Annotated in this window: 14 protein-coding genes; 5 read left to right on the top strand and 9 right to left on the bottom strand. The window is 60.9% G+C overall.

The features are described 5' to 3' along the window. Positions 1 to 17: 17 nt before the first annotated feature. Together ACMGGG_RS10720 and ACMGGG_RS10715 are read right to left on the bottom strand one after the other, a co-directional pair. Entirely contained in the window at positions 18 to 1,355 is a 1,338-nt protein-coding gene (locus tag ACMGGG_RS10720; RefSeq protein ID WP_414155448.1) for a dihydroorotase, read from the bottom strand. 2 nt (positions 1,356 to 1,357) lie between these two features. After that, entirely contained in the window at positions 1,358 to 1,918 is a 561-nt protein-coding gene (locus tag ACMGGG_RS10715; protein ID WP_054891383.1) for a carbonate dehydratase, read from the bottom strand. A 175-nt stretch (positions 1,919 to 2,093) separates the two neighbouring features. Between ACMGGG_RS10715 and ACMGGG_RS10710 the strand changes: the two genes are divergently transcribed. Together ACMGGG_RS10710 and ACMGGG_RS10705 are read left to right on the top strand one after the other, a co-directional pair. Beyond that, positions 2,094 to 2,594, top strand: coding sequence for a DUF4142 domain-containing protein (locus ACMGGG_RS10710; RefSeq protein WP_063544865.1), 501 nt, complete (start codon positions 2,094 to 2,096; stop codon positions 2,592 to 2,594). Between the two features lie 26 nt (positions 2,595 to 2,620). Next, the gene (locus ACMGGG_RS10705) at positions 2,621 to 2,872 is read left to right on the top strand and encodes a hypothetical protein (protein WP_054891381.1); all 252 of its coding nucleotides are present in this window, start codon (positions 2,621 to 2,623) and stop codon (positions 2,870 to 2,872) included. 62 nt (positions 2,873 to 2,934) lie between these two features. Here ACMGGG_RS10705 and ACMGGG_RS10700 read toward each other — a convergent pair whose 3' ends face one another. Together ACMGGG_RS10700 and ACMGGG_RS10695 are read right to left on the bottom strand one after the other, a co-directional pair. Continuing rightward, on the bottom strand, positions 2,935 to 3,105 hold the full coding sequence (locus tag ACMGGG_RS10700) for a DUF6021 family protein (RefSeq protein WP_226938307.1): 171 nt from the start codon (positions 3,103 to 3,105) through the stop codon (positions 2,935 to 2,937). A gap of 61 nt (positions 3,106 to 3,166) precedes the next feature. After that, positions 3,167 to 4,042, bottom strand: a complete 876-nt coding sequence (locus ACMGGG_RS10695; RefSeq protein ID WP_414155447.1) for a DNA-binding protein — start codon at positions 4,040 to 4,042, stop codon at positions 3,167 to 3,169. A gap of 127 nt (positions 4,043 to 4,169) precedes the next feature. Here ACMGGG_RS10695 and ACMGGG_RS10690 point away from each other — a divergent pair, with 127 nt between their 5' ends. Beyond that, entirely contained in the window at positions 4,170 to 7,025 is a 2,856-nt protein-coding gene (locus tag ACMGGG_RS10690; RefSeq protein WP_414155446.1) for an RHS repeat-associated core domain-containing protein, read from the top strand. Positions 7,026 to 7,032: 7 nt separating this feature from the next. On the opposite strand, the gene ACMGGG_RS10685 is transcribed toward ACMGGG_RS10690, so the two are convergent. From ACMGGG_RS10685 to ACMGGG_RS10670, 4 genes are all read right to left on the bottom strand, one after another. Continuing rightward, positions 7,033 to 7,854 (bottom strand): LuxR C-terminal-related transcriptional regulator, encoded by an 822-nt coding sequence (locus tag ACMGGG_RS10685; protein WP_414155445.1) that lies wholly within the window; start codon positions 7,852 to 7,854, stop codon positions 7,033 to 7,035. A gap of 53 nt (positions 7,855 to 7,907) precedes the next feature. Further along, positions 7,908 to 9,320 carry an aminotransferase gene (locus ACMGGG_RS10680; protein ID WP_414155444.1) on the bottom strand — a complete coding sequence of 471 codons (1,413 nt, stop codon included), beginning with the start codon at positions 9,318 to 9,320 and terminating at the stop codon, positions 7,908 to 7,910. A gap of 34 nt (positions 9,321 to 9,354) precedes the next feature. Next, the gene (locus ACMGGG_RS10675) at positions 9,355 to 10,461 is read right to left on the bottom strand and encodes a polyamine ABC transporter substrate-binding protein (protein WP_063544861.1); all 1,107 of its coding nucleotides are present in this window, start codon (positions 10,459 to 10,461) and stop codon (positions 9,355 to 9,357) included. 119 nt (positions 10,462 to 10,580) lie between these two features. Then, positions 10,581 to 11,264, bottom strand: a complete 684-nt coding sequence (locus tag ACMGGG_RS10670) for a metallophosphoesterase (protein ID WP_414155443.1) — start codon at positions 11,262 to 11,264, stop codon at positions 10,581 to 10,583. A gap of 78 nt (positions 11,265 to 11,342) precedes the next feature. Here ACMGGG_RS10670 and ACMGGG_RS10665 point away from each other — a divergent pair, with 78 nt between their 5' ends. Beyond that, positions 11,343 to 11,855: a DUF3016 domain-containing protein gene (locus tag ACMGGG_RS10665; RefSeq protein ID WP_414155442.1), complete on the top strand. Its 513-nt coding sequence runs from the start codon at positions 11,343 to 11,345 to the stop codon at positions 11,853 to 11,855. Between the two features lie 68 nt (positions 11,856 to 11,923). After that, positions 11,924 to 12,166: a hypothetical protein gene (locus tag ACMGGG_RS10660; RefSeq protein ID WP_063544858.1), complete on the top strand. Its 243-nt coding sequence runs from the start codon at positions 11,924 to 11,926 to the stop codon at positions 12,164 to 12,166. Positions 12,167 to 12,170: 4 nt separating this feature from the next. On the opposite strand, the gene ACMGGG_RS10655 is transcribed toward ACMGGG_RS10660, so the two are convergent. Beyond that, positions 12,171 to 12,668, bottom strand: a complete 498-nt coding sequence (locus tag ACMGGG_RS10655) for a methylated-DNA--[protein]-cysteine S-methyltransferase (RefSeq protein WP_200602487.1) — start codon at positions 12,666 to 12,668, stop codon at positions 12,171 to 12,173. Positions 12,669 to 12,682: the final 14 nt, after the last annotated feature.

Below are 12,682 nucleotides of genomic sequence, written 5' to 3'. Positions count from 1 at the left end.
ACTCGTGCAATAAAGGGTTATCGATCGAACATCAGCGGCAGGCCCTGGCAGCGTGGCTGCACCTGGCCCTGATGCCAGGCGAGCTGGCCGGATACCACGGTGGTGCGCACCACATACCGCAGGTGTCGATGCTGAAAGGGTGTCCAGCCACAGCGGGACAGGATCGGGTCGTCGGCGACCGGGCGCGGTTGCGCCAGGCGCTCGACCAGCGCCAGGTCGGCCCAGTAGCCTTCGCGCAGAAAGCCGCGCTCGCGGATGGCGAACAGGCGGGCCACGGCGTGGCTGGTCTTGTCGACGACCTGGGTCAGGCTCAGCACGCCCTCGCCGACCAGCTCCAGCGCGGCTGGCAAAGCATGCTGCACCAGTGGCAGGCCCGAGGGCGCGCGACCATAGACTCGGCGTTTTTCCTCGAGCGTGTGCGGAGCATGATCGGTGCCAATCACGTCGATCACGTCGCCAGCCAGCGCCTGGCGCAGTGCATCGCGGTCGGCACGGGTCTTGATGGCCGGGTTGCATTTGATCAGATGGCCGAGTTGCGCATAGTCGCTGTCATCGAACAGCAGGTGATGCACGCAGACCTCGGCGGTAATGTGCTTGTCGTGTACGGGACCTGGGGCGAACAGTGCCAGCTCGCGCGCGGTGGTCAGATGCAGCACATGCAGGCGCGTGCCGTAACGCCTGGCCATGTCCACGGCCAGTGACGAGGAGCGATAACAGGCATCGGCATCGCGAATCAGCGGGTGAGCGGCCGCAGGAATGAATTCGCCATGGCGCTCCCGCCACAATGCCTCGTTGGCCAGGATGCTCGGGGTGTGCTCGCAGTGGGCCAGCAGGATGGTCGGGCAATAGATGAACAGCCGCTCGAGCACCTGCGGGTCGTCCACCAGCATGTTGCCGGTGGACGCGCCCATGAACACCTTGACCCCGGCGACTTCACGCGGGTCGAGCGCGGCGATGGTGTCCAGGTTGTCGCGACTGACGCCGAAGTGAAAGCCGTAGTTGGCCTGCGAGCTGGCCGCCGCGCGACGTTTCTTGTCGGCCAGCGCCGCAGTGGTGAGGGTCGGCGGGTCGGTGTTGGGCATGTCCATGAAACTGGTGATGCCGCCCGCCACCGCAGCCCGCGACTCACTGGCAATGTTCCCCTTGTGCTCTGCCCCGGGTTCACGAAAGTGCACCTGGTCATCGATCATTCCCGGCAGCAACCACTGCCCTTGCGCATCGATCTCGACTTTAGCGCGCACGCCTTCGATGCTCGAGGCGATCTTATCGATGCGCCCGCGGGCGACCAGCAGGTCAGCCTCGAACTCGCGCCCTTCGTTGACCAGTCGTGCGTTGCGTATCAGCAAGTCGGCCATGTTCAGAACTCGTTCTGCAGGGCCTTGTAGCCCTGGACCAGGTCGATGTTGGTGCGGGCGACATCCTCGGAAAACTCCGAGGCTGACACGCTGACCGGTGGGTAACGGTCAAGATCGGTGTGTGGGCCGATATGTTCGGTGGGCGGTACGTAAAAGCGCTCCGGCAGGTCGCGACCATCGACCACCGAGTTGTGACGCACGACGCTGCCATCACCCACGCGGCAATTGAACAGCACGCTGTTGAAACCGATGAACACCCGATCACCGACCACGCAGGGGCCATGCACGATGGAGCGGTGGGCGATGGAGGTGTATTCACCGATACTCACCGCCGCGCCGGATTTGGAGTGGATGACCACGCCATCCTGGATGTTGGAGTTGGCGCCAATGACGATCGGCTCCATGTCCCCGGTGGCGTCCACCTCGTCGGCGCGAATGACCGCGTAGGGGCCGACGAACACATTGTCCTTGATGATGACCTTGCCGCAGATGATCGCGGTCTTGTCGATGTAGGCCGATTCGGCGATTTGCGGGAGGTGGCCGGAAGGGTTTCTGCGGATCACGGTGCGTTTCCTGAGGCAAACTGATTCACGCAAATGTTACGTTATAACAATTTACTTGCAACCCCCTTCCCCTCCCGCCGAGCATGACGCCGGTGAGAAATTTCAAACTTTCGCCGCTTACCGACGCTCAACCGTCTGCGACACCGATGTCGCGACCACGGACAAGGAGAGACACATGAATACTCTGTTCCTCAAGCGAGCCGGTCTGTGCATGGCCATGGGCCTTGCCTCGATGCAGGTGATGGCCGCTTCCTCCGACGATTTCGTCGAGGCCGCGACCGAAGCCGGTATCGCTGAAGTCGTAACCGGCAACCTGGCGCTGGAAAAGAGCAAGGACGCCGAGATCAAGACCTTCGCCCAGCAGATGGTCACCGATCACACCCAGGCCAACCAGAAACTCGGTGATATCGCCCGCAAGCTGGATATCAGCGTGCCTGACGAGGCTGCGCTCACCGACAAGGTCAAGAAGATGATCCTGGAATGGCGCGACGAGTCGTTCGACAAGTCCTATGTCAACAATCAGGTCGATGCCCACGAGAAAGCCGTGGAGCTGTTCAAGAAGGAAGCCGCATCGTCCGACAAGCCGGAGCTCAAGGCCTTCGCCAGCGAAACCCTGCCCACCCTCGAGAAGCACCTGGAGCATGCCAAACAGCTTCAGGCCAAGCACGGCAAGTGATCCACAGGTAATCAGAGAGGCTTGATATGAGTAATGATGCTCTGCGCGCCGAAGTACTGACTCGGCTACTGCATGCCCACCCTGAAGGTCTGGGTAAGGAAGTACTGGACAACTACCGCGGCGAAAAGGCCGTGGCCGGCATGCTCAAGACGCTTCAGGAGGCCGGCTTGATCCATGATGGCAGCGTCAATGTCGATGCCGATCACCAGATCAGCGTGCGTTATCCAATCAAGTTGTCCAGTGCCGGCGTAGACGCGGCGCGTCAGCTCGACAGCTGAGCCCTCGGGCTGCGGGCGCGGCACTTGCTGCCGCGTGCGCACGCCCGGGGATCATGAATCGATTACTTATCTTTCTTCTCGTGATCGCGAGGTGGCTTTGCCGGACCTTGCGGGTCGACTTGCGGATCCTCCAGGTCAGGAGAGTCCGGATCAAAACCCAGGTCCTGCTTGCTGGACGCCTTGTCGGATGAGTGAGGCCCTTGCGCGGGGTGTGGACGTTTCTGTTCGCTCATGGTGCGTTCTCCGTAACGGTGTCTACAGAAGAAAGCGCGGGTCTGGCGAAGTTTGATTTATCTACGCGCCCTTTGCCTGGAAGGTCTCGAGCTGCGCACAGCGCGCCTCGCTCCGTGTCAGGCGATCCTGCAGACGCTCGATCAGGCGCATCTGTTCGGCGCAGATGTCACGCTGAACCACCAGCGCCTGGCGCTCGCTGTCCAACTGCCGACGCACCTCCTCGCTCGCCCCCTGCGCCTGGGCCAGGATCGAGCGCAGCCCTTGAACCTGGGCATCGCGCTGCTCCAATTGTTCGTCGAGTTGTTTGTACTGGGCGCTGGCCTGTCGGTTTTCGGTGAGCAGGCGCTCATTCTCACGGTGCAGGTGTGTCAGCTCTTCCTGGCGGGCCATCGCATCCTGCTGCAACTGACGCAATTCCCCTTGCGACTGCTGCAACTGCTCGTCCTTGTCGGTCAGCCTGAGCCGCAGTTCGCCCAGGGATTGGTTGAGGCTGGCGCTGCGCAGTTGCTCGGCCTGCAGAGTGCTCAGCGCTGTCTCGAGCTTTTCCGACTCCGCCGCAAGGGCGCTGGCCTGAATCTGTTGTTGCTGGTGAGCAGCCGCGAGTGCTTGCTGGGCAAGCTGCAACTGCGCCTGCAATTGGCCGCGCTGTTCATCGAACACCGCCTGCGCGTCGCGAATACGGGCCTCTGCTTCCTCGCGCAACTGCTCGGCCAGTTGGCCTACGAAACGCCCCAGCGTGTCGCTGAGGGCCGGTGAACGCTTGTCAGCCAGCGGTTGCAGCGCTTCGAGCTCGCGCATGTAGCGATGAATGGTGGTTTTCGAACCGGTGTTACCCAATTCGATACGTACTGCATCAATACTCGGATGCTCGCCCCGGGCGATCAGCGCCTGCCGTGCCTGCTGTACTGCCGCCTTGTCGATGCCGCCACGGGCCATGTTCGCTCCTCGTTTTCGTACCGTGGTATGTAGTCCGTAACAGTACCAATTGCCGAGCATAGCCGCCAGCCTGCTCTATAGTTCTCTTCATCATTCATTTGGCTGTCTCAGGGAATGGAGAACACCGATGAACCCTTTGCCTTCGCTATTCGACGGCACCCCAAGTGTCATAGCCCTCGACAACCGGGGACTTCCAGTGCGCGACATCGCCTACCACCGCCACCCCGACACCCCAGATATCAAGCACCAGCGTCTTACCCGCCATCGGTACGCCCCTCAAGGCTCTCTGATGAGCAGTACCGATCCTCGCCTGCACGACGTCGGGCTGTTCAACTTCCTCTACCTCAGGCACCTGAACGGTGGGCTCCTGTACACACAAGGTGCGGATAACGGCACCACCCTTAACCTGAGCGACACGGCTGGACGCCCACTCGTCACGGTCAGTAACCTCTGCACCGACACCGGCGGTACGCAGGACAACAGTCAGTCGGTGACACGCACTTGGCAGTATGAGGGCCATACCCGCCCAGGGCGGCCACTGAGCCTGACAGAACAGGTCAGCGGCGAAGCTGCCTGTATCACTGAACGTTTTGTCCATGGCAGTAATTCGCAGGCGCGGAAAGGCCTGAACCTGGCCGGACGATGCATCAGTCACTACGATACTGCGGGGCTGGTGCAGACCGACAAGATGGCACTCACCGGCATCGCGCTGTCCCTAACCCGCCGCCTGCTGAAGGAGTCGGGTGAGGCGCAGATGCCCCCCAACTGGAAAGGGCAAGCATCCTGCAACTGGAATGACCTGCTCGCCGCAGAGGGAGAACGCCATACCACCTTGACCACTGCGGACGCCTGCGCAGCTGTATTGGCCACTACGGATGCAAAAGGGAATGTGCAGCGAGTGGCGTACGATGTGGCGGGCTTGCTCGCAGGTAGCTGGCTGACAATGAAAGACGGCACCGAGCAGGTCATAGTGAAAGCACTGGCTTACTCGGCTGCGGGACAGAAGCGGCGCGAGGAGCACGGTAACGGCGTGGTGACCGCTTATTCCCATGAACCCTATAAGCAGCGTCTCAGCGAGATCAGAACGGAGCGCCCGAAAGGACATGTGCTAGGGGCGAAGATGCTGCAGGACCTGCGCTATGTGTACGATCCGGTGGGTAACGTCCTGAAAGTCAGCGACAACGTCGGACAGACGCGCTTCTGGCGCAACCAGAAAGTGCAGCCGCAGAATAGTTACCGCTATGACAGCCTGTACCAACTGGTCAGCGCCACTGGACGTGAAATGGCCAACGCCGGCCAGCAGGGCTGCACTCTCCCACCCGCTACTATGCCGCCCTCCCCCGACGACTCTGCCTATACCGGTTATCTACGCACCTATACTTACGACATCGCTGGCAACTTGACGCGGATACGCCACGACCCAGCCACAGGCAGCGGTTACACGACGAAAATCACCACAAGCAACCGCAGTAACCGAGCCGTATTGAGCACCTTGGCCGACAAGGCCGCAGACGTGGATGCGCTGTTCAAGACCGGTGGCCAACAGACTCAGCTTCAGCCAGGTCAGAGCCTCACCTGGACACCACGTAACGAACTGCTGAAGGTGACGCCTGTGGTACGCGCGGGCGGCGCTGATGACAGTGAGCACTACCGCTATGACTCGAATAGCCAGCGCATCCTTAAAGTCAGCGTACAAAAAACAAACAGCAATCTACAGATAGATCGCACACTGTACCTTTCGGGACTGGAACTGAAGGTTCGTGCGTCTGGCGATACGCAAATGCAGAGTTTGCAGGTGATCACAATAGGCGAGGCTGGCCGTTCACAAGTTCGGGTGCTGCACTGGGAGATCGGTAAACCGACCGACATCGGCAACGACCAGATACGTTACAGCTACGACAACCTCACGGGCAGTAGCGGGTTGGAATTAGATGGCAGCGGCAACCTCATCAGTCGAGAGGAATACTATCCGTATGGCGGCACATCCGTGCTGACAACACGAAGTCAGACCGAGGCGAAATACAAAACCCTCCGTTATTCGGGCAAGGAGCGGGATGCGACGGGGCTGTATTACTACGGTTATCGGTACTGTCAGCCTTGGGTTGGACGCTGGCTGAGTGCAGACCCGGCAGGCACGGCGGATGGGCTAAATCTATTCCGTATGCTCAGGAATAATCCGTGCTCGGGCATGGATCGTGATGGACGGATATGGGAGTGGCCGGAAGAAGCCCACATAGAAACCCTTGCCGAAAAACTGCGGGACATCGACCGCAATGTTGTATTGGCGATATTGGAGCTCGACCAGGAAACGAATCCAGACCCGAGAAACCTCGCGGCATATATCATCAGCGGGATTAATAATGACTTCGGGCCTGCCAAAGATGCCATGACATACGTGAAATCACTAAAACCTCCGGCACCGACACCCCCCGCCGAGATCGCAGCGACAACATCGGTGCCCGCCCCCAGCAACACCCAACAGAGCTGGACCTCTTCACTGGACATCGATCCTGCCATGCAAAAACGAATGAACTGGATCAAAGGCAATGCGCAGGTTCGCCAATCCGGAAATTTCATCTCCACAAACATTGAGGGCGATATATTTCAAAGCGACTATTTCCCCAGGGCATGGATAGTTTATGCAATCTTTAAAGACCCGCGCCACAAGCATTACTTTGCCAGCGATGTTGCTAAACTGCAGTATGACGCAGTCTCAGAGCGAGAAAAATTTGACCGATATCCAAACATAATCATCCATGACACTGTCATCAATCGAGAAACGCTCAAGGTCATGAATGAAGCCGCCCAGTCTGGAACGCCCTTACGACAACCATTTCTTTGGAATACGCCAAATGGGAAAAGCGCCAGGAGGCTCATGGATGTTTTTAATCTAGAAGCTAGAAAAGTCACCCGGGCGGGCGATAGCTTCATCATCCATGTCAAACCCAAACCCTCAAAACTGTGGCGCCCTTGGCAAAGTTGAAGCATGTTCAAGCTTGGCGTAACCAATCGATGAACCGAGCGAAAAGTTCCGACTGCGAGTTGATGCCAAGCTTCAGATAAAGATTCTTGCGGTGCATGCGCACGGTTTCAGGCGAGATACCCAGCTCCAACGCAGTGGATTTGACCGAATGGCCACGCAGGATCATGTGTGCGACTTCACGCTCGCGATCGGTCAGCACCTCGCAACCGAAGCTGTCGAATGCAGCCTGCAGGCTGCCGTGCTCCAGTGACACTTTGCCCGGCTCGAGGTTGTGCCGCGCATAGCGGCCCAGCAGTTCGCGCACCACCGGCTCGACCGCGCGAAGCAGGTCGATCTGCTGCGGGCTGAGGTGCGTGCCACTACGCCCCTGGAACAAGCTCAAGGAAAGCTTGCGGCCATCGCACAGGTCGGCGATGTAGTAGCTGTCTTCGCTGCAGCCGGTGCCCAGGTAATAGGTCTTGTAGTAGTCGCTGTCGAAGAAGTTGTCCGGAGCGATGTCCTGCAAATGGTAAAACCCCTCGGCCAGGCCACCCTGCAGTGCCAGGCAAAAGGGATCCAGCAGGTAGCCTGCGGCAAAGTAACGACCCAGCACGGCATCGCGATGAACCAGGGGAATCCCTTGCTGGTACAGCAGTTGCGGCGCCTGGCCCTGGCTCTCCAGGCTGATCATCATCGATTCGACCGCAACCAGATGACCAAGCGCTGCCGCCAGATGCTGCAGGGCGTCGGGCGATTCGCTGTGAACCAATGCGTATTGCAGCGCCGCATGCCATTGCTGCAATGCACCGAGGGTCAAGGTGAGCGGTGTGTCGGGGGAGGCCTGGGTCATGCCCGGCAGTCTAGCCTGCCGGGCACGCCCACGCACAGCCCGTTGCAGGCTGCTCATCGCCCCTGGTACAGCCCTTGCGCCGCGAGCTCGCGCGCGGTTTCGAGGATGCACTGACGCAGGGTCTCGACGATCTCGTCGACCTGGGCGCGGGTGACGATCAGCGGCGGCGACATCACGTTCAGGTGCATGATCGGCCGCACCAGCAAACCCCTGGCCTGGGCTTTGCTGTGGATGCGCTCACCAATATTGATCGCATCGTCGAACAGTGCCTTGCTCGCCTTGTCGGCGACGAATTCGACGCAGGCCATCAGCTTCATGCAGCGCACATCGCCTACCAGCGGCAGCTCGCGCAGGCTCTGCAGGCGTTGTTCCAGGTAGCTGCCAACATCCTTGACGTGTTCCAGCAACCTCTCCCGCTCGATGATCTCGATGTTCTTCAGCGCCGCGGTACAGCACACCGGATGGCCGCTGTAGGTGAACCCGTGGGTGAAGCAACGCCCCTTGCCCGGCTCGGCGATCACCTGCCAGATACGCTCGGAGAAGATGCACGCACCCAGCGGCAGGTAGGCGGACGTCAGGCCCTTGGCCGTGGTGATGATATCCGGGGTGACACCGAACAGCTCTTCGCTGGCGAAGAAGGTACCCAGGCGTCCGAACGAGGTCACTACTTCGTCGGCGACGAACAGGATGTCGTAGGTCTGGCACAGCTGCCACATGCGCGCGAAGTACCCCTTGGGCGGGATGATCACCCCGCCCGAGCCCATGATAGGTTCGGCGAAGAAGGCTGCGACGTTGTCGGCCCCCAGGGAGAGAATCTTGTCTTCGAACTCGGCGACCAGAAAGTCGAGGAATTCGGCTTCGTCCATGTTGTCCGGGGCGCGGTACGGGTTGGGGTTGGAGATGTGGTGGATCAGGTCGTGGGCATAGTCGAATTCAGGTACCCGGTCGGCAGCCTTGTTGCCGATCTGCATGGTCAGGGTGGTCGAGCCGTGGTAGGCGTTATAGCGGGCGATGATGTGTTTCTTGCCCGGCTTGCCGCGGCAGTTCTGGTAGTACTGGATCAGTCGGTAGGCGGTGTCCACGGCAGTCGAGCCGCCAGTGGTGAGGAAGACATGGTCCAGGTCGCCCGGTGCCAGTTGCGCAAGCTTGCGGCAGAGCTCGATGGCCACGTCGTTGGCCATGTCCGAGAACGGGTTCGAATAGGCAAGCTTGCGCACCTGGTCGGCAATGGCCAAGGCCATTTCCTCGCGCCCCAGGCCAATGTTGGTGCACCACATGCCGCCAACGGCATCGAGGAAGCGGTTGCCTTGGGTATCGCGGATATAGGCGCCTTCGCCTTCGGTGATGTTCAGCGCGCCCTGTTCGCGATGCTCGTCGAACATATGGTAACCGTGCATGTAATGGGCCTTGTCGGCTTCCACCAATGGATCGTGGGCGATAGCGAATGCGTTGCTTGAGGTGGCCATGGGCAGCTCCTTGGCAAGGATCGTTCGAAAGTGTTCAGAAACCGGTCTTGACCGTGCTCCAGACCCGCGTGATCGCACGCATGTCCTTGGGTGTCTGGGTCTTTTGCGCGAACAGCCGTTCGCGGGTCTGGGCGTCCGGGTAGATCGCCGGGTCCTGGCGGATATCGGCCTTTACCAGGGCGGTGGCCGCGGCATTGCTGTTGGCGTAGTGGATGAAGTTGGTCACCTTGGCCATGGTCTGTGGCTGCAGCAGGAACTCGATGAAGCGATGGGCGTTGCTGGCGTGCGGCGCGTCCTTGGGGATGTAGAGGTTGTCGAACCAGATCAGCGAGCCTTCCTTGGGAATGAAGAACGCCAGCTTGATAGCCTTCTTCGCCTCCACCGCACGCGCCTGGGCGGTGGCGTAGTCGCCCGACCAGGTCAAGGCCAGGCACACGTCGCCGTTGGGCAGGCTGGTCAGGTAGTTGACCGAGTCGAACTTGCGGATATAGGGGCGGATGCCCAGCAGTAGCTGCTCGGCGGCCTTGAGATCTGCCGGTGCGGCGCTGCGCGGATCCTTGCCCAGGTACTGCAGGGCCAGTGGAATCACTTCGGTGGGGGCGTCCATCAAAGTCACCCCGCAATCGGCGAAGCGCGAAACGATGGCCGGGTCGAACAACATGGCCAGCGAGCCGATCGGTGCGTCGGGCATGCGCGCCTTGATCTTGTCGACGTTGTAGGTAACGCCGGAGCTGCCCCAGGTGTAGGGCGCCGAGTACTTCAGGCCAGGGTCGTAACCTTGCAGGTTGCTGACCACCTGCTCGTCGAGGTTGTGCCAACTGGGCAGTTGCTGTTTGTCCAGGGCCTGGAACACACCGGCCTGGATCAGCGGCGGTACCAGCGACGCATTGAGCATGACCAGGTCGTAGCCGGAGCGGCCGGTGAGCAGTTTGGTCTGGACCGTTTCATAGCCATCGAAGGTGTCGTAAACCACTTTGATGCCGGTGGCCTTTTCGAAGTCGGCCAAGGTGGTTTCACCGATGTAGTCAGTCCAGTTGTACAGCCTGAGCGTGTTGCTGCTGTCCCCCTCTGCCGCTGCCTGCACCAGTGCCGTCGAGGACACCAGCAGCAGACCGCCAATCACCTTCAGTGCCTTGCGCATAGCAACTCCATCGTGTGACTGCTCCGGATTGAGCCGATGGGGTCACTATGGGAGGTCTGGCTGGCTGCAGACATACCCCGAATGTGTGGGTGGTCGTTTTTGGGAAGGTCGCAGATGTGTCACTCGTTGATCAGCGTCAGCGTGCCGATATCCAGCAGGCTGAAAAAACCGCTGCTCCAGCCACCGGTATCCACGTGCCACACGTTGCCCAATACCTTGTGCGTGAGCACCGGGGTGTGGCCGACCAGCAGCGCACGCAGCCCCTGGATGGGTTGGCTATCGCCGCTCTTCAGGCGCCGGCGCGACCATTGGCAGACCTCGCGCACGGCAGGGTCGTCCCTCGTCTGCAGGCAGGCGCGCAGCTCAGCCCAGTCGGCGAACGGACTGTCTGCATGCAGCATGCCGACCAACCCGTGTGCAGTCTGTACTTCGAGCGCGACCGGCAGACGCTCGAACTGCTCGACGAAGCGCGCCTGCTCAGCCTTGGGCAAGTCGAGAAACCAGCCCCCGCCAGCCGCACGGTACATGTCCAGATCAACACGGCCACCGCGATAGTGGCTGATGGCCAATGCTTCGTGATTGCCCTGCACGGCATGAAACCAGGGTTGCGCCAGCCAGCTCAGGGCCTCTTCGCTGGCCGGGCCCCGGTCGACCAGGTCACCGACACTGAACAGCCGATCGACCTCGGGATCGAATGCCGCCTGCTCGAGCGCGGCCTGCAGGCGTTGGAAGTGCCCGTGGATATCGCCGACCGCCAAGTCGCGCCCTTTGTCGTTGGCAGCTAGCTGCCGAAAACGCGCCATTACATCATTCCTCTGCTGTGTCGCCGGCACCAGGCGTAGAATGGCGCGACAACGACGATCCTAACGCGGAGATGCATCATGCGCTCTACCCTCGCCTGCGCTGCACTGCTGGTGCTGGCATACGACAGCATGGCACAAGGCATCCCGCCCGCGCAGGTCCAGGTCAGCTTCGAGCACCCGGAAAAATTCCGCGATGCCAGCCTGAACAGCCCCGGCTATGAGCGCGGCGCCGACCCAGAAGTGATGAAGGCACTCACCCGGCACCTGGAAAAACTTGGCCAGCGCTACCTTCAGCCTGGTCAGCGAGTACACATCGACATCCGCGACATCGATCTGGCCGGCCGCTACGAACCCTGGAATAGTCAGGCCTACAACGTACGTTTCATGCGCGAAATCACCTGGCCGACCATCGACCTCAGCTACACCCTCGTTCAACCCGGCCAGCCCGAGCGCAAGGCCGAGGAACGCGTCAGCGACAAGATGTACCTGAGCCGCCCGGGCCGCGTGGGCAGCAGCGATCGCCTGTATGCCGAGAAGGCCATGCTCGATGACTGGTTCCGCCAGCGTTTCGCTGCACGGCCGGCGTCCTGAGTTTTGCTGGTTAACGGCGAGCGGCTGAGGGTATCCTCTCCCTTTGTATCACCCAAGGAAGGATCCCCGTGAAGTACCTGCTGCTGGCATTCGCCAGCTATGCCTCCTGCTACTACCTGGTTGGCTTGCTGATTCGCGGCAGGCTGGCAGACATCGCCGAAGGGTTGCGCCATCGCCCGGATGCACCGACACCCGGCCAATACCTGCGTGAGGTCGAACGCCATGCCCGACGGGCGCAGCGGCACTACAGCCTGTTCGCAGGCTCGGTACTCGCGCTGGTGCTGTGCGCATTGGCGTGGTGGCTGAGCTGAGCGCTCAGAACAGCGACAGGCTCTGCCTGCCCTCAAGCGCCAGCAGATACTGCTTTGCCGGCAACCCGCCAGCAAAGCCTGTCAGGCTGCCCGAGGCACCGATCACCCGATGGCAGGGTGCGATGATCGAGATCGGGTTGCGCCCATTGGCTGCCCCTACCGCACGCACTGCCGTGGGGTTGCCGATCTGTCGGGCGATATCGCTGTAGCTGCGAGTCTGGCCGAAAGGAATGGTCAGCAGCGCCGCCCAGACCTGGCGCTGGAATTCCGTGCCATCGAAGTCCAGCGGCAGCTCGAAGCGCTGGCGCTGACCGGCGAAATACTCGCCTAACTGACGGGCAGCCTCCCGCAGTACGGGCGCCTGGTCATCACGGTGCAGTTCGCCAAGGCGCACCCGGTTGGCACGCTCCTCTTCCCATAGCACGGCGGCCAGGCACTCGCCACGGGCGACCAGTGTCAGGGTGCCGACTGGCGATGACATGAGGGTGAAAGCGCTGGACATGGGCAGATCCTGAT

Origin of the sequence: Pseudomonas sp. BNK-44-b (assembly GCF_047456245.1) — a bacterium.
Lineage (GTDB): Bacteria > Pseudomonadota > Gammaproteobacteria > Pseudomonadales > Pseudomonadaceae > Aquipseudomonas > Aquipseudomonas machongensis.
This window is presented reverse-complemented; position numbering and strand designations above follow the sequence as displayed.